General features: G+C 66.2%; 9 protein-coding genes. 1 reads left to right on the top strand and 8 read right to left on the bottom strand.

Annotated features, from left to right (window positions below; translation table 11 throughout):
- Nucleotides 1-14: 14 nt before the first annotated feature.
- The 7 genes from CH249_RS20810 to CH249_RS20780 form a co-directional block, all read right to left on the bottom strand.
- Nucleotides 15-1907 (bottom strand): siderophore-interacting protein, encoded by a 1893-nt coding sequence (locus CH249_RS20810; RefSeq protein ID WP_143544567.1) that lies wholly within the window; start codon nt 1905-1907, stop codon nt 15-17.
- Between the two features lie 65 nt (nt 1908-1972).
- Nucleotides 1973-3046, bottom strand: coding sequence for an ABC transporter substrate-binding protein (locus CH249_RS20805; protein ID WP_032395940.1), 1074 nt, complete (start codon nt 3044-3046; stop codon nt 1973-1975).
- An 80-nt stretch (nt 3047-3126) separates the two neighbouring features.
- A complete protein-coding gene (locus CH249_RS20800; RefSeq protein WP_094681865.1) occupies nt 3127-10770 on the bottom strand; it encodes a non-ribosomal peptide synthetase in 7644 nt (2547 codons plus the stop codon).
- Entirely contained in the window at nt 10771-14133 is a 3363-nt protein-coding gene (locus CH249_RS20795; protein ID WP_094681866.1) for a non-ribosomal peptide synthetase, read from the bottom strand.
- Nucleotides 14130-15824 carry an AMP-binding protein gene (locus CH249_RS20790; protein ID WP_179273228.1) on the bottom strand — a complete coding sequence of 565 codons (1695 nt, stop codon included), beginning with the start codon at nt 15822-15824 and terminating at the stop codon, nt 14130-14132. Before CH249_RS20790 ends, CH249_RS20795 begins: the two co-directional genes overlap by 4 nt.
- A 6-nt stretch (nt 15825-15830) precedes the next feature.
- Complete coding sequence (locus CH249_RS20785; protein ID WP_094681867.1) at nt 15831-19316, bottom strand: non-ribosomal peptide synthetase; 3486 nt, start codon at nt 19314-19316, stop codon at nt 15831-15833.
- A 287-nt stretch (nt 19317-19603) separates the two neighbouring features.
- On the bottom strand, nt 19604-20020 hold the full coding sequence (locus CH249_RS20780; RefSeq protein WP_094656537.1) for an HIT family protein: 417 nt from the start codon (nt 20018-20020) through the stop codon (nt 19604-19606).
- A 67-nt stretch (nt 20021-20087) separates the two neighbouring features.
- Here CH249_RS20780 and CH249_RS20775 point away from each other — a divergent pair, with 67 nt between their 5' ends.
- Nucleotides 20088-20879, top strand: coding sequence for an HAD-IIA family hydrolase (locus CH249_RS20775; RefSeq protein ID WP_032395946.1), 792 nt, complete (start codon nt 20088-20090; stop codon nt 20877-20879).
- On the opposite strand, the gene purB is transcribed toward CH249_RS20775, so the two are convergent.
- The gene (gene purB / locus CH249_RS20770; protein WP_045200318.1) at nt 20880-22298 is read right to left on the bottom strand and encodes an adenylosuccinate lyase; all 1419 of its coding nucleotides are present in this window, start codon (nt 22296-22298) and stop codon (nt 20880-20882) included.
- Between the last annotated feature and the right edge of the window lie 82 nt (nt 22299-22380).

The raw sequence follows: 22380 nt of genomic DNA, 5'->3' as shown, positions 1-22380 counted from the left end.
CAACGCTAACCTAACTAGACCTTGCGCACAACGGCTTCGGACGCACGCCGCAGGTCGAGTACGGCGATACCCCAACCGACCAGTCGAGACGCGGTCACCGTCAGTCCCGCCGCGGCTGCCACCGACTCGAACTCGGCTCTGGTTCGCACTCCGCTGCCGTGCATGCACAGCATCAGCAGATCGAACTCGGCCTGGTCCTCGTTGATCGACTGCTCGTCCGACAGCCGTTCCACCACAATCAGTTTGCCGCTCTCGGAGACGCCCGATGCGGCACTCGCCAGCAGTAACGCCAGATCGTCGTCGCGGTAGTGCCCGGTGACCTCGAGCAACAGATACGCGTCGAATCCACCGGCCGGGGTCGTACGCGGTTCGGACACGACGCTCTGAGCGCATTCGGTCACGCGCGCCGGAAGTTCCGGCCTCGTCTGCAGATCACGTCGGACGAGGTCGAGCTCGCTGGGCAATCCGAGAACGGTTGCCGACATCGCGTCGTGGGCCGTCAGGATCGAGCCGAGCACCACACCGGAGGCCGCACCGGTCACCGCCAACGTCGACACGTCGTCGAACGAATAGTCCTGCACGAGGGCCGGACCGAGGAACGCAGCCTCGTCGGCGATGTGGTTGTGGTGCAGTTCGGTCAGCCGGGACGAACCTGCGAGGTCCTCACTCAACGTCCTGCCGGTGAGCAGGCTGACGCTGGCACCACCGGTGCGCAGGCTCTCCACGAGGCCGGTGATCGACAGTTCCACTCGCGCCTCGATTCCCTCGAGATCCAGCCAATGCGAGATCCAGTCGTCACCGAGCATGGCCTCACCGATATCGGCGAGGACCACACCGCCGTCGGAGTCCTCGCCGAGCACGTCGACGGCCCGCAGATAGCGGACGAATTTTGCCAAGGCTCGCACGTCGGTGCCGGTGACCGTCGCCAGTTCACCAACGGTGCGTACGCCGCGAGAGACATGCAGCGGGATGCGCAACGTGTTGGCCGCTCTGATTGCGAAGGGCGAGAACAACTCCGCACGTTCGGCGAGCCTGTCGAACGGCTCGGATTCGCGGGCGGTCAGATCGGGAACTTCCGGATCGTCCGTGCGAGTGAGTACCTCTGCGCGACGCCAGTATCCGGTGACCTCGACCATTTCGGGCGGCAGGGCGCGATCCTCCCGCAGGTACCGCCTGATGCCCTTGAGCGCTGTGGATTCGCCTGCGACCCAGGCGAACACGGTTCCGTCCCACCAGAGCGCACTGCGCACGGCCGTTTCGAGCAGATCCCCGGTGCCTGCAACTGCGCCGTCGCGGTGGACCCAGGTGATCTCGGCGTCGGCGGCCGTCGGCAGCGGTAGTTCTCGCTCGGCGTCGGCCACCTCGACGAACACCCGGATTCGCTCCCCCGCCGCGGCCTCGTCGAGATAGCGAGCAACGGCAGGCAACGCTGTCTCGTCGCCGACGAGCAACACCCAATCCACTTCGGCGGGTGCATGACCCGACCGCACCGGACCGAGCAGCGGGATGGAGTCACCCACCGAGCAGCGACGCCCCCACGTCGATGCGATTCCGGTGTCGTGGGTGACGAAATCGAGCGTCAGTTCCGTACTGTCGGTGTCGACGCTGCGCACGGTGTAGTTGCGAGTAACCGGCCGCGGGTCGCGCGGCCACTCCACCGTGCGCTCGTGCTGGACGGGCAGCGCCATCGTGCCCATGTCGTCGAGGGGAAAGAACAGGCGAACGAAATCGTCGAATCCTTCACTGCGCAGCGCCGGGAACTCGAATCCGTCACGCGTGAACTCACGCAGCTGCGGCCCACCCAACACGATCCTGCGCATTCCAGGACCGAGTTGCCGCGTGTCGATCACGGTGGCCGTACGGATGACTTCGGGAAAGACGACCTGAAGTCGGTGGGACCTTGCCACGGTGAAACACGCTCCTTCTCGGATGAATGCACGTCTGCGGTGCGTCGGGTGGGCCTGCGCTCGGATCAGCCCTGGACGTTCTCGGCGGCGGTGTTCAGCGCCGATGCCACGTCGTCGAGGATGTACGGAATGGTGAGCACCGTCAGGCCGCCGAACGCGAAGTTCTTGTCTGCACTGAGGTTCTCGGTCGATGCAGTGCGCCCCTGTGCCAGCACGGGCTGCGAGGCCACGGCCGGTTCGACGAGGAAGGCACCCAGCGATTCCTTGTCGTAGGCGACGACGAACAACACATCCGACTTCAGCAGCGAGGCCTGCTCGAGGCTGAGCTCGAAGTACACGGCATCGGGATCCTCGACCGGGTCGGCTTCCTGGATGGTGGGCTCGTTGACCAGACCGAGCTGTTCGAGGAACTCGACGCGTACGTCGTCGTCCTTGCTGACGGCGAACGTGCCGGGCGCGTTGGGCAGCGCGATGGTGACCGTCTTACCCTTCAGCGCCGGATATTTCGCAGCCGCGTCGGCGATGGAACCCTCGACTCCGGACACCAGATCGGCGGCCTCCTTCTCCTTGCCCAGGGCCTTGCCCGCGATGGTCAGCTGGTCCTCCCAGGACGTCGTCCACTGCTCGTCGGGGTAGGCGACGACCGGCGCGATGTCGGAGAGCTGGTCGAACTCCTCCTGAGTCAGTCCCGAGTACGGAGCGAAGATGAGATCGGGGGCGGCGGCGGCGAACTGCTCGACCGGGACCGCGCCGGTTCCGTCACCGGAGAGCAGCGTGGGTGTTTCGCCGCCCAGGTCGGCGAGCGCCTTCGCGTCCCACTGCAGAATGCCGCGGTCGTCCGCGCCGTACTGAGCGCCGTCGAAGGTCGGCATGGCGACGGGCACGACACCGAGGGCGAGAATGGCGTCCTGGTTGGACCAACCCCAGGTGGCGATCCGCTCGGGTGCCTCGGGGATCGTCGCGGATCCGAGTGCGGAATCGATGGTGACCGGGAATGCCGATTCCTGCGCAGCAGTCGTGGATTCGGCTGTGGGTGCCTCGTCGGTACCACTGCTGCACCCGGCGGCGAGGGCGATGGTCAGCCCTCCGGCGAGCGCGATCGACGCGGCGCTCCTCATCCACTTCGTACGAACCTTCATCGTTGCTCGGTACCTCTCGACTCGACCACGCGCTTCGGCGTCCAACACCCGACCGGGTGAGGCGACTGACAAGGTAACACTTATGAGGTAACCCTTGCCTCACTAGGAGCGCCGGCAGCGAGTATTCGGCACGTGGCCGACAACGCGTCGTGCCACAGCCCTGCGAGTTCCTCGACACCGGACAGCACCCCCTCCGGCCAGCTCATCGTCACACCCAGCACGGACGAGCCACGGAGGTCGTTGATGTAACTGTCCACGATCAAGGCGTAGCCGCAGGGGGTGTTCACCCCGGGGGTCGAGTCGAGGCTGCTGCGCAGCCGACTGGCACCGAACGGCCCGTCGGTTGTCGCGTCGAAACGACCGAGGTAGTTGAATTCGATGTCTGCACCGGGTGTTCCGCGCAGAGTCTCGCCGGCGTCGCCGCCCATCCACCGCAACAGTCCATAGGTCGATCCGTCTCCCGGCACCGAGTCCCTGGACGCCTTGGCGGCGGTTGTCAGTTCACGCAGAACGGACTCTGCCGCAGGGAGATTCCCCTCGTGCGCGGTCAACGTGCGGTGATCCCGAGGCTTCGCGGTCAGACGGAGCGGGAACACCGCAGTGAGCCATCCGACCACGGCCGAGCCGTCCACTCGGTCGGAGGCCGCTCCCGAGCGTCCGTGACCTTCGACATCGACGACGAACGACTGCGGGTCCACCGCATCGGGATTCGTCCAGTGTGCCGCTGCCGCAGCGAAAGTCGCCAACAGCAGGTGTTCGACGGAGACCCCGAGGTGAGTACGAGCCGCCGATATCAGCCCTGCACTCTCGTCCTGCGACAGGGCGAAGAGAGTGGTACGCACGCGGGCACCGGTGTCGATCGACGGGTCGAGTGGCCGCGTCGACGGAATCTGCGCCGCTCCGTCACCGATGCTCGCCCAGTAGTCGAGATCGGCGAGCACCTCGGGCGAGTCTGCGAGACTGCGCATCTCGTACGCCCACTGCCGCATCGACGGACCGACGGGGTTTCGCTCGACGGCGGCCTGCGTCCAGCAACCGACCAGATCGGGCAACAGTATCCGCCAACTCACTCCGTCGACCACGAGGTGATGCAGCGTGATCAGCAGCTCTCCCGACGACGCGGGATCGCGTCCGTGCCGCAGCCACACGACATCGACCATCCTCGCCGCGGCCGGATTCAATCGCGCACGTGCAGAACGTGATTCGGCAGCGACCCGATCCGCCGGCTCGGACTCGGTCGTTCCGTCGCAATCCTCGATGCGAATCCACTCGGTCACATCGGCGGTGCCGTCCGGCAACACCGTGAAGCTGGACTCCGAACCCGGGCTCCGCTGGAATCGAGAATGCAGAATCGGATGCCGAGCAACGAGGCGGACGAGGAGCTGCGTCAGCGAGTCCTCGGTGAGCGACGCCGGAGCATCGAGCAACACCGCCTGCGAGATCTCGTCGATGGGCCCGTCGAGTGCGTCCATCCACCGGACGATCGGTGTCAGCGGAACGTCCCCGTAGGGGCCGACAGCAGGGGTTGCGTTCGACGGTTCGCTCGACTCGAGCTGACCTGCAATGGTTTCCGGCGTACGGAGCGACACGATGTGCCGCGGTGACACCCCGACGCCGGCCGATCGGAGCCTCGCGGACAGCTCCATCGCCATGATGCTGTCGCCGCCCAGATCGAAGAAATCGTCGTCGGCACCGACCTGGGGCAGGTGCAACACCTCGGCCACGGCAGCGCAGATCCGCCGCTCGGCATCGGTACGTGGAGCACGCCCGGTCCGTGTCGAGAACACGGGCTCGGGCAATGCGGAGGCATCGACCTTGCCGTTCGGCAACAGCGGAAAAGCATCGAGCACGGTCAGTGACGCCGGCACCATGTACGACGGCAGCAGACCCCGCAACCGGGCACGGGCAAGATTCGTGTCGAGCTCGCGATCCGATGCCGCAACCAGATACCCGGCGAGCGTGGCGTTCCCGGTATCGGCACCTCGGACCACCACTCGTGCGTCGGCGACTGCGTCGAGGTCGCGCAATCGAGCCTCGACCTCCCCCACTTCCACTCGGTGGCCACGAATCTTGACCTGATCGTCCGAGCGGCCGCCGTATCGCAGCGCAGCGTTCTCGGTCCACGCCACGAGATCTCCGGTCCGGTACAACCGCGTGCCGTCTGCAGCGAAGGGATCGGCAACGAAGCGGTGAGCCGTACGCCCCGGTGCGTGTCGGTAGCCCCGCGCGACTCCGGGACCGGCCAGGTAGAGCTCGCCGAGCACGCCGGGCGGGGCCAGCCGCAGGTTGCGGTCCAGCACGTATGCCCGCATGTTGGTCACCGGCCTACCGATCACCGGCTCGCTCACCAGCTCGGTGGAGGTGTACACCGCATCCACCGTCGCCTCGGTCGGGCCGTAGAAGTTGTAGGCCACCAGGGTTTCACTGGTGCGCAGTCGATTCCACAGGTCCGCAGATACCGCTTCTCCGCCGACCCCGACCGTGGACAGCGTGTCGATCGATCCCACTCGCATCATCTGCTCGAGCAACGACGGCACGACCTCGACGAAGTCCGCCGACAGCTCCGTCAGCCGGGCTGCCAGTTCCACCGGGTCGAGGACGGTCCCCGGATCGATCAGATGAAGTGTGTGACCGCCGAACAGCCACAGCTGCGGTTGCCAGGACGCGTCGAAGGCCATCGACCACGCGTGCGCAACGTTCAGGGTGGGCTTGCCCGCGCGAGCGATCGCCGAAGTGTGCACGTTCTCGCGGTGCGAGTGGTACAGATTGGCCAGGCCTCGATGCGAGACCAGAACGCCCTTGGGCACACCCGTCGTACCGGAGGTGTAGATCGTGTACACCGGATGATCGGGATGCAACGATGCCCGACGCTCCGCATCGGTCACGGCGACGGAATCCGTGGACGACGGCTGAAGCGCCGCAACGGAATCCGTGGTCACCGTAACCACCGGCTGTGCTTCGTCGAGGATCTGGCGAGTGCGCTCGACCGGCCAGTTCGGATCCATCGGCAGGTAGGCAGCCCCCGACTTCATCACGCCGAGGATCGCTGCCATCGTCGTCGCCGTGCGCGGGGCCTCGACGGCCACGATGTCCTCGGCGCCGATTCCGGATCCGATGAGCGATCGTGCAATTCGATTGGACACGCGATCCAACTCCGCGAACGTCCACACCGTGGTGTCGTCCTGAACAGCGATCGAATCGGGCTGCTGCGCAACACGATCGGTGAACAGGTCGACCATTGTTCCGTCAGGGTAGGCGCGCTCGATGCCGGCGCACTCCGAGGTGAGCCGAGCCGCCGTCGACTCGTCCACGAGGGACACCGATGCGATGGGCGGGTCGCCCGGCTCGGCGAACGTTCGAAGCACTGCCGTCATGGCCGACGCCACCGCATGTGCGCGCTCCGCCGACACGGCGTCGCTGCGGTATTCGAGCACCAGCCGCAGTCTTTCGCCGGGTAACACCGTCAACGTCAGTGGGTAATGAGTCACCGTATGGAACCGGGCGACCGAGACCGAGAAGTCCTCCGAGTCGATACCGTTCGTTTCGGCGGTGGCGAAGTTCTCGAACACCACGAGGGTGTCGAACAGTGTCCCCCGGCCGACTGCCTTCTGGATGTCCGACAGGCCGACGTGATGATGCGCGGCAACGGCGATGGAGAACTCGCGCAGGCCTGCGAGAATCGACGACAGGGTGGCATCGCGACCGACCTCGGCGCGCACCGGGATGGTGTTGATGAACAACCCGACCATGTCCCCGACACGGTCCAGGTCCGTCGGGCGGCCGGATACCGTCGACCCGAACACGACCGATTCGCTGTCGGTGAAGGACGACAGAACCACGGCCCATGCCGCATTGATCAGCTCGCTCGCCGTCACCGATCGCCGACGGGCGGAGTCGGTGAGGCGAGCAGTGTCGTCGGCATCCCAGCCGATCTCGATCTCCCGAACCTCGGACCGGTCGTTCGAGGTCAGCGGTGCGGACGGCGCGATGGTCGTGGGAGCGAGGTCCGGGCCGAGCGCCTCGCGCCATACATCGATCGACGGGTCGTCCCGACGCGACAGCCACTGCAGGTAGTCGTCGAACGGAGCCGGAGCCGGTAGATCTCGGCCTCGGTACAGCATGAACAACTCGGTGCCGACGGTACCCATGGACCACCCGTCGACGAGCAGATGGTGCACGGTCAGCACCACTCGGTGCAGCTGTTCTCCGCAGTCCAGCACGAGAATTCGCACGAGCGGATCGTGCTCGATATCGAAGGTACGGCGATCGTCGAGCACCGATGCGCGCGCCGAGTACGAATCAGGATCGTCCACCGCGTGCCTGACGACCTGCACCCGACCCGCATCACGCACGGCGACGGTGGTCCCCGTACTCAGCGTGAGAAAGCGTGAGCGCAGAGCTGGATGACGATCGAGCAGCGCGTCCAGCGCGGCGTCGAGTCGATCGGTGCGTAGCTCGCCGCGCACCTCGAACTCGGTGGCGATGACGTAGATCTCCTCGACTCCGTCCCCGGCGGCAACGGACTGGAATGCCAGACCCTGCTGCAGCGGAGTCGCCGGACGTGCGAGATCGGCGTCGACACCGAGTCGGCTCAGTTCGGCCAGATCGTCTGCATCGAGCAACGGGGTAGTGCTGTCGGGTTCCGCTGCGCCGACGGCACATTCGGCCTGTCGGGCTCGTCGGACGAGTCCGGAGACGGTACGGCATTCGAAAACGTCCGCCGTGGTGATGGCCAACCCGGCTCCCCGCGCGTGATACACGAGCGTGATGGCGGTGATGCTGTCGCCGCCGAGTGCGAAGAAGTCGTCGTCGACGCCGATGGACTCGGCACCCGCACGAGTGGCGTCGACGAAAAGGCCGACGAGGCAACGCTCGTCGTCGGTGGCAGCTGCACGTGAGCGGCTGGGTTCGCTGTCCGGAATTCCTCTCTGTACCAGAGCGATCCGGTCCGTCTTGCCGTTGGGAGTGTTCGGCAGTCGGTCGAGCGGCACCCAAAACGTCGGCACCAGGTAGTCGGGTACACGGGCGCGCAGAGCGTCGCGTACTGCCGCGGTATCGACACTCTCGGGGGTCAGGTAAGCAACGAGCACGGTCGCGCCTGCGCTGTCCGTCACCGCCACCACCACGCATTCGTTCACGGATTCGCTGTCGGCCGTGAGGTTCTCGACCTCACCGAGCTCGACGCGATGTCCCCGGACCTTGACTTGCCTGTCGTCGCGTCCCAGGAATTCCAGCGCTCCGTCGTCGACGATGCGGGCGCGGTCACCGGTGCGATACATTCGTCCGCCGTCGACGCGAGGGTCCGCGACGAAGCGAGCCGCGGTGTCCGCAGGCCTGCCGGCGTACCCGCGGGCAAGTTGGGCTCCCGAGACGTAGATGTCGCCGCCGACGCCCGTCCGTACCGGGAGCAAGCGGCCGTCGAGCAACCCGAGGACCGTGTTGTCCACTGCCGTTCCGATGACCGTCGGATCACCTGCGACGCGATGCACCGCGACGTCCCCGGCCACCTCGGACGAGCCGTAGGAGTTGTGTACCGAGGCGTGGGGCGTGGCGTGTCCGATGGCGTCGATCGTGCTGCTGGTCAACGGCTCTCCGCTGAGTATCCAACCGGTCAGCGAACGGCATTCCGGCGTCGAGGTGGTTGCCAATGCAGCAGCGAGTGACCCGACGGCGGTGATCTGCTCGGCACCGGATCGTTCGAGGAGCGCAGCCAACGCGCCCGCGTCGGCGTACTCGTGGTCCTGCGCCAACACCACTCGTTGACCCGCGAGGATTCCGGTGAGCAGTTCCGTGGCCCCGTCGATGAACGACAGCGAGCTCTTGGCAATCCGACTCGTGGGTCCGCCCCATCGCTCGGTCGCCCAGTGCAGGCGATTGGCGAGCGCGTTCCTCGAGCCGAGCACACCCTTGGGTGTACCCGTCGAACCCGAGGTGTAGACGAGATAGACCCCGCAGCCGCCCGGAATGCTCAGGGTGAAGGGTTCTTCCACCGCCTCCGTAGCCGAACTCGAACGGATTCTCGTCGCGGTCTCGAGTTCGGCCAGCGCGGCAGGTGTGGCGTCGTCGACCAACAGGATGTCGTGGCACGAATCCGACAACAGGTGGTCGATACGCTCGCGCGGGTAGCGAATGTCGATGGGAACGAACACCGCACCCACGTCGATGATCGCCAGCAGCGCGGCCACCATGTCCGTACCCCTGCCGAGGGCGATAGCGACACGGCTCTCGGTCCCGACGCCGTGGGCGCGCAGGAGCGCCGACACCTCGGACACCCGAGTCCGGAGTCGGCCGTACGTCGTCTCGTCGTCGCCGACCACCAGCGCGATGTCCTCGCTCGACCGCGCGAACCTCTCTGCGAGGGCCGCTTCCAGCGTCGGCACCGACCGGTGTGGACCGACGCTGTATCCCTGGCCGTCCGGGGCCGACAAGAGCTGCGGCACATCGACGTCCGGACGGCTCGTCAGTCGGTCCAGCATCTCGACGAAGGTCTCGGCGCACACCGTGGCCGAACGATGATCGACGGCTGAGTCGTCGTGCAGGACGAATGCCCAGAGCGTCGGGTCGGGCCCGACGATGAGAGCCATCGGAAAACTCATGTGCGCGCCCAGTACCGTGACCTCGTCCACGACGGGGTGCTCGACGGCCGGCTCGCTCGCATTCGGGACCGGTGCCGGATAGTTCTGATACACGACGATGGTGTCGAACAATTCACCGCCACCGACGGTTCCGGCGATGTCGGACAGGCCGAGGAATCGGTGCTCGTCCAGGTCGAGATGGTCTGCCTGTAGGCCGTCGACCACCTCTGCGACCGCCGACGTCGAATCGAACCGAAGCCGCACGGGCACGGTGTTGAGCAGCAGACCGACCATCGCCTCGGCCCCGTCCAGATCGAACGGCCTGATGGAGCTCGCCATTCCGAACGACACGTCGACTGCTCCGGTACGAGCTGCCAGCATCGACGCCCACGCCACCTGCACCACCACGTTCGTGGTCACTCCGCGGCTCCGCGCGTAGTCGGCGACGCGTCGTCCCAGCCGGTCGTCGATGTCGAGATCGATACGGGAGGATGAATTCGCCTGTGACGGTGCGCCGTCTGCGATCAGGGTCGGAGAATCGAAGCCGTCGAGATACTGCGCCCACCGCGCCAGCGCCGCATCACGATCCTGACCGGCCGTCCAGGCCAGGTAGTCGGAAAAGTCCGGAGCAGGGGGCAGAGCAGCCGACTCCACCGATGTGTAGAGGGCGATCAATTCACGAACGAAGATGGCCTCGGACCATCCGTCCATCAGGGCGTGATGGTAGGTGATCAGTACCCGTGGCGACCGAGGATCGGTGGAGTACGCGAATCGGATCAACGGACCTTCGAAGAACGCGAATCCGGCGGACCTGTCGCGGCCCAGATGATCGTTCCACTTTCCGACGACAGGTGTCGGTTCCGGTGTCGATGCGCGCGGAACCACCCACACCAGGTCGCCGTTACGGCGCTGGCGCAGCTGCGCTTTGATGTTCGGATGACGCTCGAGCAGATGTTCGAGTGCGCGGGTGAGACGGCCGCGATCCACCGGAGCAGACAGGTCGAGCACTGTCTGCGACAGGTACGGGTCCTGTGTCGCCGCAGCAAGACTCGACTGCAGGTACATGCCGGTCTGCAGCGCCGTCAGCGGGAGGACAGCGGCGATCTTGGATTGCGGAGCAGCCGCGGTCTCGGTCGTCGTCTCGGTCACTCAGATACTGCTTTCGAATTCGTCGAGCTCGTCCTGGGACAGATCCACGGTGACCGCCGCAGCAGAGACCGCAGGCCGGGCGGAGTCGTCGGTGACGAGCTCCGCACCGAACATCCGCACTGTTCGCTTGCGCATCACCTCACGCGGTGCCAGCGGTATCGAGGCCTTGCGCGCCCGCGATGCCACGGCGAGGGAGGTGATGCTGTCACCGCCGAGGGCGAAGAAATCGTCGTCGATACCCACCCGGCCGACCCCGAGAACCGCCTCGACGATCTCGCACAACATCGTCTCCACCGGTGTTCGTGGCGGCACGAACGTATCGCCGCCCGCGGCGTCGACGGCGGGCAGAGCTCGTACGTCGAGCTTGCCGTTGATCGTCATCGGAACGCGTTCCAGAGCGGCGAACAGCGTGGGCACCATGTACTCCGGCAGGACGGCCGCAAGCTCGTCCCGAATGGATCCGAACAACGCGGAATGGTCCTCGCCAGCAGCGGCATCGCGGGGAACCACGTACGCGGCGAGCGCCCGGGTACCCGCGCCGATCTCCACCGCTCGCACCACCGCACCGGCAACCGCGTCGCAGTTCGTCACTGCCCGCTCGACTTCGGCGGTCTCCACGCGATATCCGCGGATCTTGACCTGGTCGTCGGCACGGCCCAGATAGTCGAACAGGCCATCGGGCCTGATCCGCACCAGATCGCCGGTGCGGTACATCCGCTCGCCCGGCGACCAGGGATCGGCGACGAAACTGGTTGCCGTATGCGCGTATCGGTGCAGGTAACCGCGGGCCAGACCCACACCCGACAGATGCAGCTCACCGACAGATCCCACGGGGACGGGACGTAGCCACTGATCCAGAACGTACGCGCGAGTTCCGAGGATCGGTGCACCGATCGACGGGGTGTCACTGTCTCGGGTACCCGCACCGAGCGCATTGATCGTGTACTCGGTAGGTCCGTAGAGGTTGTAGCCGACACCGCCGAGCTGCTGCCACAACGAATCGGGTACCGCTTCCCCGCCGAGGAGCACCAGCGGAATCCGATGTCCGTCGTGCTCGTTCAGCAATCCCAGGTCCAGCAGGTGCCCGGCGTACGTGGGCGTCACGTTCACCACGTCGATCAGGTTCTGCTCGCAGTATCGCGCCAATGCTTCACCGTCACGGCGCAATTCCTCGTCGCAGACATGCACCTCGTGGCCCTCGACCAGCCACAGCAGCTCTTCCCACGACATGTCGAAGGAGAACGAAACGGTGTGCGCGATCCGCAGCGTCCGATCCCCGGCCGCGGCGATGCTCGGAACGAAGATCTCGTCTCGGTGGTTGATCTGCATGTTCGTCAGACCCCGGTACGGGGTGACGACGCCTTTGGGCGTGCCGGTCGAGCCCGAGGTGTAGATGACGTAGGCCGGGTGCTCGAGGCGGCCGGGTGTCCCCGGCGCGAACGGCCCCGAGTCGAACTCCGACGCGTTGACAAGTTCCGCCAATTCGGCTGCCACGGCGGGATCGTCGACGATCATCTCGGTGGCGTCGGTCGTCAGTCCTCGGGCCTGCGTCTCGGTGGTCGTCACCAGGATCGCGGGCCGCGCGTCGGCCAACATCAGGTCGAGGCGATCGCTCGGATAGTCGAGTTCGAGGGGCAGATAGGCCGAGCCGGTGCGCAGTACCGCGAACAGCGCCACCACCATCTCCACCGACCGCGGCAGCGCGAGGGCGACGATGCGTTCCGGACCGGCACCTCGGCGCAGGAGTGCCCGTGCGCACGCACCGACGCGCGCGTCCAAGTCTCCGAACGTCACTCGTTCGGCCCCGAACACCAGCGCGGTCGCGTCGGGCACGGATGCGGCCCGGTCGGCGAGCAACTCGGCGATCGTGGAATCGCCCAGGCGCTCGAGCCTGTCGTCGAAACCGTTGTCCACGATGCTCACCGATTCGGTGGCCGGTGCCGGCCACTGCGATATCGGCAGATCGGGCTGCTCGGCAACGGTTTTCAGAGCGTTCTCGAAGGACTCGAGCAGATACCGTGCGCGATCGTCGTCCACCGAGTCGGGCAGGTACGTCACCGACAGGTTCAGCTCGCTACCCGGGTCGACGGCAATCGACACCGGGAACTCCGAGCCGTCGACGGTCGAGACGTGTCGCACCTGCCGCTCCGACGGAGCACCGGTGTCGCCTGCAGGACCGGCCGCGTTGCGCAGCACCAGCAGGGTGTCGAACAGCGCACCGGCACCGATCGCCTTCTGAATTCCGCCGAGACCGAGGATGTCGTGTGCCATCAGATCCAGGCGCTGATCCTGCACTCGCGCAGCGATGCCCGCGACGGTGTCGGATCCGCCTGCCGTGACCCGGAGGGGAACGGTACTGATGAACGCGCCGATGGCATGCTGCGAGCCCGGCACCTCCATCGGGCGCCCGGCAACGGCGGTACCGAACACCACGTCGGACCGACCGGATATGCGCATGAGCACGCCGGCCCACGCGGCCGCCAACACGGTGAAGAGCGTCGACCCGGATTCGCGCGCAATCGAATCCAGTCGTCCGGAGACCGCCTGCGACAGTCTCCGTTCGACGCGTCGAGGAGCCTCGTCGCCGCCCTGACCCGATTCGGCCACCAGTGTGGGCGTGTCGACATCGCCGAACCAGCGCTGCCATGCCCGCTCGGACTCGACCCGGTCGCGAGAGGCCAACCAGCGCAGATACTCCCGGTAGCCGTGATCGAGGTTCGGGCTCGCGCCGTCGTACTGCTCCAGGACACGCGAGACCAACAACGACGAGGACCCGCCGTCGAAACACCCGAACCAGTAGGTCGTCAACAGGCGATCGACACCGTCGGGAAAGTGCACGAGAGTGACCCGGAACAGTGGCGGCGCAACGATGTCGAACGACCGCTGCCGGTCGTCGGCGAGTATCCGGTTCCACTGCTGGTCGATCTCGCTCGCCGAGCAGCTACCGAGGTCCACCACCGTCAACGGTGCCTGCACCGTCGACAGAACCACTTGCACCGGCATGCCGCCGTCGGGAGTGACGAATGCCGTGCGCAGCGCCGCAGTGGAGTCGACCACCGACTGCAGAGCACGACGAACCCTGTCGCCGTCCAGAACCCGGTTCACCTCGACCACGGTACGAACGGTGTAGAGCTCGGTGGCGTCCGCATCCACGCCGACCTGATACACCAGCCCGAGCTGCAGCGCAGACAACGGCCACAGATCGTCGACGGAGCCGAATCGTGCTTTCAGCGCACCGAATTCGAGCGATTCGAGGTCGGCGAGAGGACCGCGCTCGATCTCGGCGGTCTCGCCACCCCGGGCGCGCCGGAGCCGATCCGCCAGCAACCGGCGCTTGATGTCGTCGAGATCCGTCGCCTTCATCGAGTCGCCTGCCGTTCGGAGGACTGCGTGACGAGCAAGGACTTGTCCACTTTGCCGATTGCCGTCACGGGCAGCGACGGTCGGGTCACCACGCGGTCGGGCAGCTTGAACCCCGCGCAGCCTGCGGCCGTGAGGAATGCTCGCACCTCGGCGACGGTCGGAGCGCTGTCGTTTCCAGCGCTGTCGTTCCGAGCACTGTCGTTCGGCACGATCACGGCGCAGATGCTCTCGCCCACATCGGGATCGGGTACTCCGATCACCGCGGCTCGGGCAACTCCGGGATGGGTGAGCAGGAGATCCTCGAGCTCGTCGGCCGCGACGTTCTCCCCGTTGCGGGTGATGACGTCCTTGATCCGGCCGGTGACGACCAGGTGACCGGAAGGCAATCGTCGAACCTGATCTCCGCTGCGGTAGAAACCGTCGGGGGTGATGGCCGTCGTATTGTGCTCTGCCGCAGCGTAGTAGCCGTTGATCGTGTATGGGCCGCGGGTGAGCAGCTCGCCCGTCTGCCCTGCCGGGACGTCGTGACCGTCGGCGTCGACGATCCGGATCTCGTCGTGCTCGGACAGGGGGCGTCCCTGGGTGCCGATCACCAGCTCCGGTGCGTCGTCGGTCCGTGTGTAGTTCAAGAGCCCCTCGGCCATCCCGAACACCTGCTGCAACCGGCACCCGAGCGACGGTTCGACGATCTTGGCGATCTCGGGTGTCAGCTTCGCTCCCCCGACCTGCAACAAGCGCAGGCTGGACAGGTCCGCCTCTTCCCAGTCCGTCGCCTCGCACCACAGATGCGTCAACGTCGGAACCAGCGCGGTGACCGTGACCCGATGCCGCTCGATCACCGCGAACACCTGATCGGGACTGGGGGTACGGGAGAACACCACTGTTGCTCCGACCCCGAGAGCACCGAGCAGACCAGGACAGGCCAGCGGAAAGTTGTGCGCGGCAGGCAGAACCGCGAGATACACGTCCTCGGCTTTCAGCTCACAGACCTGCGCGCTGGCCCGTGCGTTGTACTCGTAGTCGTTGTGGGTACGCGGAATCAACTTCGGCAGACCCGTCGTTCCGCCGGATACCAACAGCACCGCGATATCCGCAGGGGACGCGCGCGGAAAATCCCGTGGCGTACCGACGACCTCGGACAACGGACTGTGCGAGCCGCACGATCCATCGACGAAGACGTCCCGAATGCTCGGTACCGCCGCCACTGTCTCGTCGGCGAGCGCACGGTAGTCGAACTGTCCGTCCCGGTCGGCGATCACGTACGCCACGGCCTTCGATGTGGCTGCCAGATGGATGATTTCGCGTCGGCGATGTGCGGGGAGAGTCAGTACCGGGACCGCGCCGCACTCGAGCAACGCCAGCAGTACGACCGCGAACGACACCGAATTGGGTAGTTGCACCACCACTCGATCCCCCGGCCCGATGCCGCGGTCGGCAAACCCTGCTGCGGTCGCTCGTACTCGCGAATACAGCTCGTCGTACGTCAGCTCCTCGGATTCGTCCACTACCGCGCGTCTGGAGCCGAAGCGGTGCACCCACGAGGTGAACACGTCGGGAAGTGTTGTCTCGCGCCAGAGTCCGGCGTCGAGGTACGTTCGGGCGCGGCCCCGGTCGAACGGTACGAAGTCAGCGTTGTGCTCGATGACTGGGTGCACTGTGGATTCCCGATCGTGGAAGGAGTGGGTGGGCATGTCGATTCAGGGGGTGTGCTGGTGGTCGAGTGCGGCCAGCAGTTGGTCCTCCGTCATGGATTCGATCGACACGTAGATCTCTGCGGTCGCCTCCAGCAGTTCGGCGTCACCTTCGGCTGCGATCATCGACTCCGCCAGACCCGACACGGTCGGCGCGGAGAACAGCATCCTCACCGTGACGGAGGTGATGTCGAAGGCCGCGCGAATTCGGGCGACGATGGTGGTCGCGAGCACGGAGTCGCCGCCCAGCGCGAACAGGGTGTCGGTGACTCCCACCTCCTCGGCACCGAGCACGCTCTGCCAGATCAGGGCGAGTGCACCCTCGAGTCGAGTTCGAGGCGCGATACGAGCCCTGACCCGCTCGGTATCACCTGCCGCCCGGCACAGTCGGACGATTGCCGCCGAATCGATCTTCCCGTTGACGGTCAGCGGCAGGGCCCGCAGTGCCACCGTCCGGTCCGGCACCATGTGGGCAGGCAAACGGTCGGCAACCCTGGCGGTGATGCCCGCGACGGTCTCGTCGGAATCCGCGTCGGAATCGCCGAGCACCACCGCAGCCATCACCACCGCAGCGCCCGAGCGATCGACAACTGCCGCGGCGGCGGCTACGTCGGGATCGCCGACCAGGACCGACTCGATCTCTCCCAGCTCGATGCGAAACCCGTTGATCTTGATCTGATTGTCGACGCGGCCGATGAATTCCACCATCGAGTCCGTGCCGTAGCGAACCAGATCGCCGGTGCGGTACCAGCGATATCCCTCGACCTCGACGAAGCGTTCGCTCGTGCGCTCGGGGTCGTCCAGGTAACCGTCGGCCAATCCTGTTCCTGCTACCCACAGCTCGCCGGGCACCCAGTCCGGCACCGGATACCCGCGCGCATCGACGACCCGCAACGCCATCGAACGCAGCGGCACTCCGAACGGCACCGTACGCCAGTGCGGATCGACCTCGACGACCTCGCAGATGCTGTTGTGGATGGCCGTTTCGGTTGCGCCGCCGAGTCCGGCGAATCGGCATTCCGGAACGGCTGCCCTCAGTCGGCGGTAGAGATCGACACCGACCTTGTCGCCGCCGAGCATGACGACCCGCAGCGAGTCACCCAGATCCTCACCGGCGGAGAGGATCATGTCCAGCAGCGGCGGTACGCAGCTGATCACCGTGACTCGATGCGCACGAATCAGAGCGGCCCACCGCTGCGGATCCTTGCGCTCGTGCTCCTGGACGAGCACGGCGCTGCCGCCGACGGCGAACACCGAGAACAGGTCGAACGTGCAGAGGTCGAAATCCAACTCGGACAGGCACAACGGGCGGTAGCGCTCGTCCAGCGCGAATCGGTCGACCAGGTCGCCGATCGTGTTCATCGCCGCACGATGCGACACGACCACACCCTTGGGCTCCCCCGTCGAACCGGAGGTGAAGATCATGTACGCGGGAGCGGTGTCGGGTCCGAGATGTGGGGCGGGCAGAGCGTCACCGAGGACCGCGTCGGACACCGCGAGGCCGTCGCCACCCGATCCTCCGATCGTCACCGCGAACCCTGCTTTTCGCGCGATCAGTGCAGCGCGACTCGCCGGTTGGTCGACGCCGATCGGGACGTACACCCCGCCCGCGGCGAGCACACCGAGAACGGCGACCACTTGATCGGGCCCCTTCGGCAGCGTCACCCCTACGGTGTCGCCCACTGCCACATCTCGATCCTTCAGTGTCGCAGCCACTCTCAGCGCTCGGTCACACAGATCGCCGTACGTCATCGACTCGTTCTCGCCCCACTCGAGCGCCACCGCATCGGGATTCTGCGACGCGCGATCGAAGAAGGCGCGGTGCAGGGACTCGTTCCCGGCTGCCTGCGACGCGTCCGTTCGGGGTACATCGTCCGACGGAGTTCGTGAGACCAGCTGACGCTGCGGAACCAGCCGACCCACCGGTTCCGACCACACGGCGTCACCGTCGACGACGAGTCCGCGAACCAGCGTCTCGAAAGCGTCGAACATCGCCTCGGAAACCCCAGGTAGGAACTCGTTCTCGCGAATGTCCCAGTTGACCAGCACGCCGCCGTCGAGCTCGGTGATCTGGGCGTCCAGTACCACCTGCGGCCCCTGCGACATGATCCACACCGGGTCCCCGAAAATCTCCCGCGCGCGGGCGTCGAACAACTCGCCCAACCCGAGCGCACTGGTGAAGACCACGGGCGCGAGTACCGGTTCTCCCCGACGACGGCCGAGGTCACGGAGAACCTCGACTCCGGAGTAGTCGACGTGCGAGGCATCCTCGTGCAGTCGAGCCCTCAGTTGCCGGGACCGCTCGGCGAACGACAGGTTCTCGCTCAGATCGACGTCCAGCATGACCGAGGACGAGAAGTCGCCGACGAGATCACCGACAGCGGGGTGCGTCGGGGCGCGGTCGAACATCGGAACGTTGAGCAGAAATCGCTGCTCACGTGACCAGGCCCCGACCACCTCGGCGAACGCCGCTGCCACCGCTACCGCCGGGGTGACGCCATGTGCGCGAGCCCGCGACTGCAACAGCGAATAGTTCTGCGAATCGAGGTGAAACGACCGCCTGGTCGCCGACGGAGATCCCGAATGATGTTCCAGCAGAGGCAGAGTGGGTGCACCGGGCAGCGCGTCGAGTCGATCGGTCCAGTATCGCTGCGCCTGCGCTCGCGCCTCGCGGCGATCCTGCGGGCGGTCGGCGAGGTAGCGCGCATAGCTGTAATCGACGGTGGGAAGCACCTGTCCGTCGTATGCCTTGGCCAGATCTGCGACCAGGATTCTGAAGCTGACGGCGTCGCCCGCAATCATGTCCATGTCGAGATGCAGTCGCGTTCGACCGTCCGGGAGCAACGACAGATCGGCCGAGAACACCTCTCCTGCTTCGATGTCGAGCATCTGGTGCGTCAGGCGTTGACGAGTTCGTTCCAGCTCGTCCGTTGCGTCGTCCTCGCTCCGCAGATCGTGCACCGTCAACCCGCGCCACCCTGGCGTGGACTCGATCACCTGCTGTCCGTTGTCGGTGATCCGAGCCCGCAGCATGTCGTGCCTGCGGGCCACGGCTTCGAGTGCTACACGCAGTCGATCGGGATCGACTGCGCTGCCGTCGAACTCGGTGTAGAGGTGCGGCGAGACGCCACCGAACCGCTGCTCAGCGCTGCGGCCGATCCAGTAGGCATGCTGCAGTACAGCGAGATCGAAGCTGTCCGTGTCGAGCGTGCGCGCGGACGTTACCGCCTCGGGGACGGGAGTCCGGGGTGCCGGTTCGTCTGCGGCACCGACTAATTCGCACCACGCCGATATCGTCGGCTGCGCCGCGAGGTCGGCGAACGTCACCGCACTGCCCTGTTTGCGAAACCTACCGACCAACCGCATCAGCACGATCGATTCCAGCCCCAACTCGAACAGGTTCGCATCGACCGGCACAGCGTCGGGCTCGGAGCCGATCAGCTCTGCGACCGACGTTCGCAGTTCGTCGAGCCCTGTTCCCTGCTGATCCATTCGGTGCATCCCCTTCGATCGGCTGCTGTGCGTCGTACCGGTCGCGGCCAGGAGGTTTGCCACCCCAGAGGCATAAGGAAAGGCTACCCTCGCTTAGTCGACCCTCAGCAGGCTAACATCTGTCCGCCCGGAGGAGTGGTCGGACCTGCACCACCCGCCCAGGACATCGGACCGGCAGACCCCCGACGGACTGTCCAGGGCGAAGAAGGTCAGCGCCGAGTAGCAGACACGACCACACACGGGACCACCGGTGCCCATCCGCCGGTGGTCCCGTGATGCGCCTCGCTCTACAGTGCAGCGGCGATCTCGGCGGCCTGCCTGTCCAGTTCGGATCGCTGCGGCGACGACGGTCGAGCACGGAGGCCGAAGCCGTCGCCGATCATGCGGGGGATGACGTGCAGGTGCACGTGGAAGATTTCCTGACCGGCCACCGTGCCGTCGGCGAGAAAGAAGTTGACGCCCGCGACACGCGGGTTGCTCGCTCGCACAGCGGCGGCCACCTTCTGCCCCACCACGAACAGGTGCGCCCCGATTTCGGGTGGCAACTCCGCCAATGTCCGGAACTGCTGCCGGGGCACCACCAACACATGTCCGCTGGTGAGCGGGCGAATGTCCATGAACGCAACCGCTGTCTCGTCCTCGTGGACGCGCGACGCCTCGGCCGTACCGGCAATGATCTCGGCGAAAATCGTGTAGGGGTTCACAGCCACCGAGCGTAGGCGCTCGACTGCTGACGCTGCGGGGCCCGGACCCGAAGACTACTGTTTGCCGATGAGCATCGGCGGGGTTCTCTTCGACATCGACGGCGTCCTGGTCACGTCGTGGCAGGCGGTGCCAGGGGCAGCGGACACTCTGAAGTACCTGGACAGCAAGGACATTGCGCGCGCGTTTCTGACCAATACGACGTCGAAGACGCGTGAGCAGATCGCTACGGCACTGCGCGAGGTGGGGCTGGACGTGCACTCGGACGAAATCGTCACGGCCGCGTCACTCACTGCGGACCATCTCCGGGAGAACTATCCCGACGCGCGGGTGGTGCTGATCAACAACGGCGAGATCGCAGGCGACATGCCGGGAATCGAGTTCGTCGACGAGACGTCCGATGATCCCGATGTCGTGGTCGTCGGCGGCGCAGGCCCGGAGTTCACGCACGAGCGGCTCAGCCGCGTCTACGACTGGCTGTGCCGAGGCATACCCGTCGTTGCGATGCATCGATCGCTGATGTGGAGCACCGGTGCCGGGCTGCGCATCGACACGGGCATGTACCTCGGCGGTATGGAGCAGGCGTCGGGGCACACCGCGAAGGCCATCGGAAAACCTGCACCGCTGGGATTCCGGACGGCGTCCGAGCGAATGGGCGTCGACCCGGACGACGTCGTCATGGTCGGGGACGATCTGGACAACGACGTACTCGCCGCCCAGGTCGTCGGGATGACGGGAGTGCTCGTGCGCACCGGAAAGTTCCGTCAGGACATGCTCGATCGACGCATCACGGACGAGTTCGCGATGGAACCCGACCACGTGATCGACTCTGTCGCCGACCTGCCCGACGTCCTCTCCTGACTACAGAATCGGCGACGGCGTGTACGAAGCCCCGGCCGGGAATTTCGCGATCAGCCGCTCCACTGCCGAGACGACGGCAGCGACCTGGGCGTCGGCCGCCCCGATGAAGGCCGTCTTGTCGGCCAGCGCCGCATCGAGGGCAGCGCGATCGAGGGGCAGGCGATCGTCGGCGGCCAGACGGTCGAGCAGGTCCGGTTCCAGTCCCTGCTCACGCATGGCCAGCGCCACCGCGACGGCGTGTTCTTTGATCGCCTCGTGTGCGGTTTCGCGTCCGACGCCCGCGCGCACGGCAGCCATCAGCACCTTGGTCGTCGCGAGGAACGGCAGGTAGCGGTCGAGTTCCTTGGCGATGACGGCCGGGTACGCGCCGAATTCGTCGAGCACCGTCAGGAATGTCTCGATGAGTCCGTCGATGGCGAAGAAGGCGTCGGGCAGCGCCACGCGGCGCACGACGGAACAGAAGACGTCGCCCTCGTTCCACTGCGCTCCGGCGAGCTCGGCGGCCATCGAGCCGTAGCCGCGCAGCACCACCTGCAGGCCGTTGACGCGTTCGCACGAGCGAGTGTTCATCTTGTGCGGCATCGCCGACGAGCCGACCTGTCCCGCCTGGAAGCCCTCGGTGACGAGTTCGTGGCCCGCCATCAGGCGAACGGTGTGGGCGAACGAGGACGGTCCGGCACCGATCTGAACCAGCGCGGAGACGACCTCGTGGTCGAGCGAACGGGGGTAGACCTGGCCGACACTGGTGAGCGTGTGCCGGAAACCGAGGTGGTCGGCGACGATGCGTTCGAGCGCAACGAGCTTGGCGGAGTCGCCGCCGAAGAGATCGAGCATGTCCTGCGAGGTGCCCATCGGCCCCTTGATTCCGCGGAGCGGATAACGAGCGATCAGCTCCTGCACCCGGGCCAGAGCCAGCAGCAGCTCGTCCGCCGCGGACGCGAAACGCTTGCCCAGCGTCGTGGCCTGAGCTGCGACGTTGTGGCTGCGGCCGGCCATCACCAGGGAGGAGTATTCGGCAGCGCGCTCGGCCAACCGTTTCGCGACGGCGACACCGTGCGCGTGCACGTGTTCGAGTGAACGCAGAATCTGCAGTTGCTCGACGTTCTCGGTGAGGTCGCGGCTGGTGAGCCCCTTGTGGATGTGCTCGTGGCCGGCGAGGGCGTTGAACTCCTCGATGCGTGCCTTCACGTCGTGCCGGGTGACGCGCTCACGCTCGGCGATGGACGCGAGATCGACCTGGTCCACGACGGCTTCGTAGTCGGCAATCGCAGCGTTGGGTACGTCGACTCCCAGGGAGGACTGCGCGCGCAGCACAGCGATCCACAGTTGGCGTTCCAGGGCGATCTTGTGCTCCGGAGACCACAGCTCCACCAGTTCGGGACTCGCGTAACGGGTGGCCAGGACATTCGGGATGCTCACGAGCACCCAGCTTACGTGGCGCAGTTGTCGGCCTCGGAAGACGACTGCACTCTTTCGGAAAGGACTGCACCACCGACCGCCC

This window comes from Rhodococcus sp. 05-2255-3B1, assembly GCF_002258545.1.
Taxonomy (GTDB): domain Bacteria; phylum Actinomycetota; class Actinomycetes; order Mycobacteriales; family Mycobacteriaceae; genus Rhodococcoides.
Note: the sequence above shows the minus strand (reverse complement) of the source record. Positions and strands in the feature narration are given on the sequence as shown.

Coding starts and splice junctions, on each gene's coding strand:
- CH249_RS20805 (WP_032395940.1), bottom strand. CDS start 3,046: ATGAAGGTTCGTACGAAGTGGATGAGGAGCGCCGCGTCGATCGCGCTC.
- CH249_RS20795 (WP_094681866.1), bottom strand. CDS start 14,133: ATGAAGGCGACGGATCTCGACGACATCAAGCGCCGGTTGCTGGCGGAT.
- CH249_RS20790 (WP_179273228.1), bottom strand. CDS start 15,824: ATGCCCACCCACTCCTTCCACGATCGGGAATCCACAGTGCACCCAGTC.
- CH249_RS20785 (WP_094681867.1), bottom strand. CDS start 19,316: ATGGATCAGCAGGGAACAGGGCTCGACGAACTGCGAACGTCGGTCGCA.
- CH249_RS20775 (WP_032395946.1), top strand. CDS start 20,088: ATGAGCATCGGCGGGGTTCTCTTCGACATCGACGGCGTCCTGGTCACG.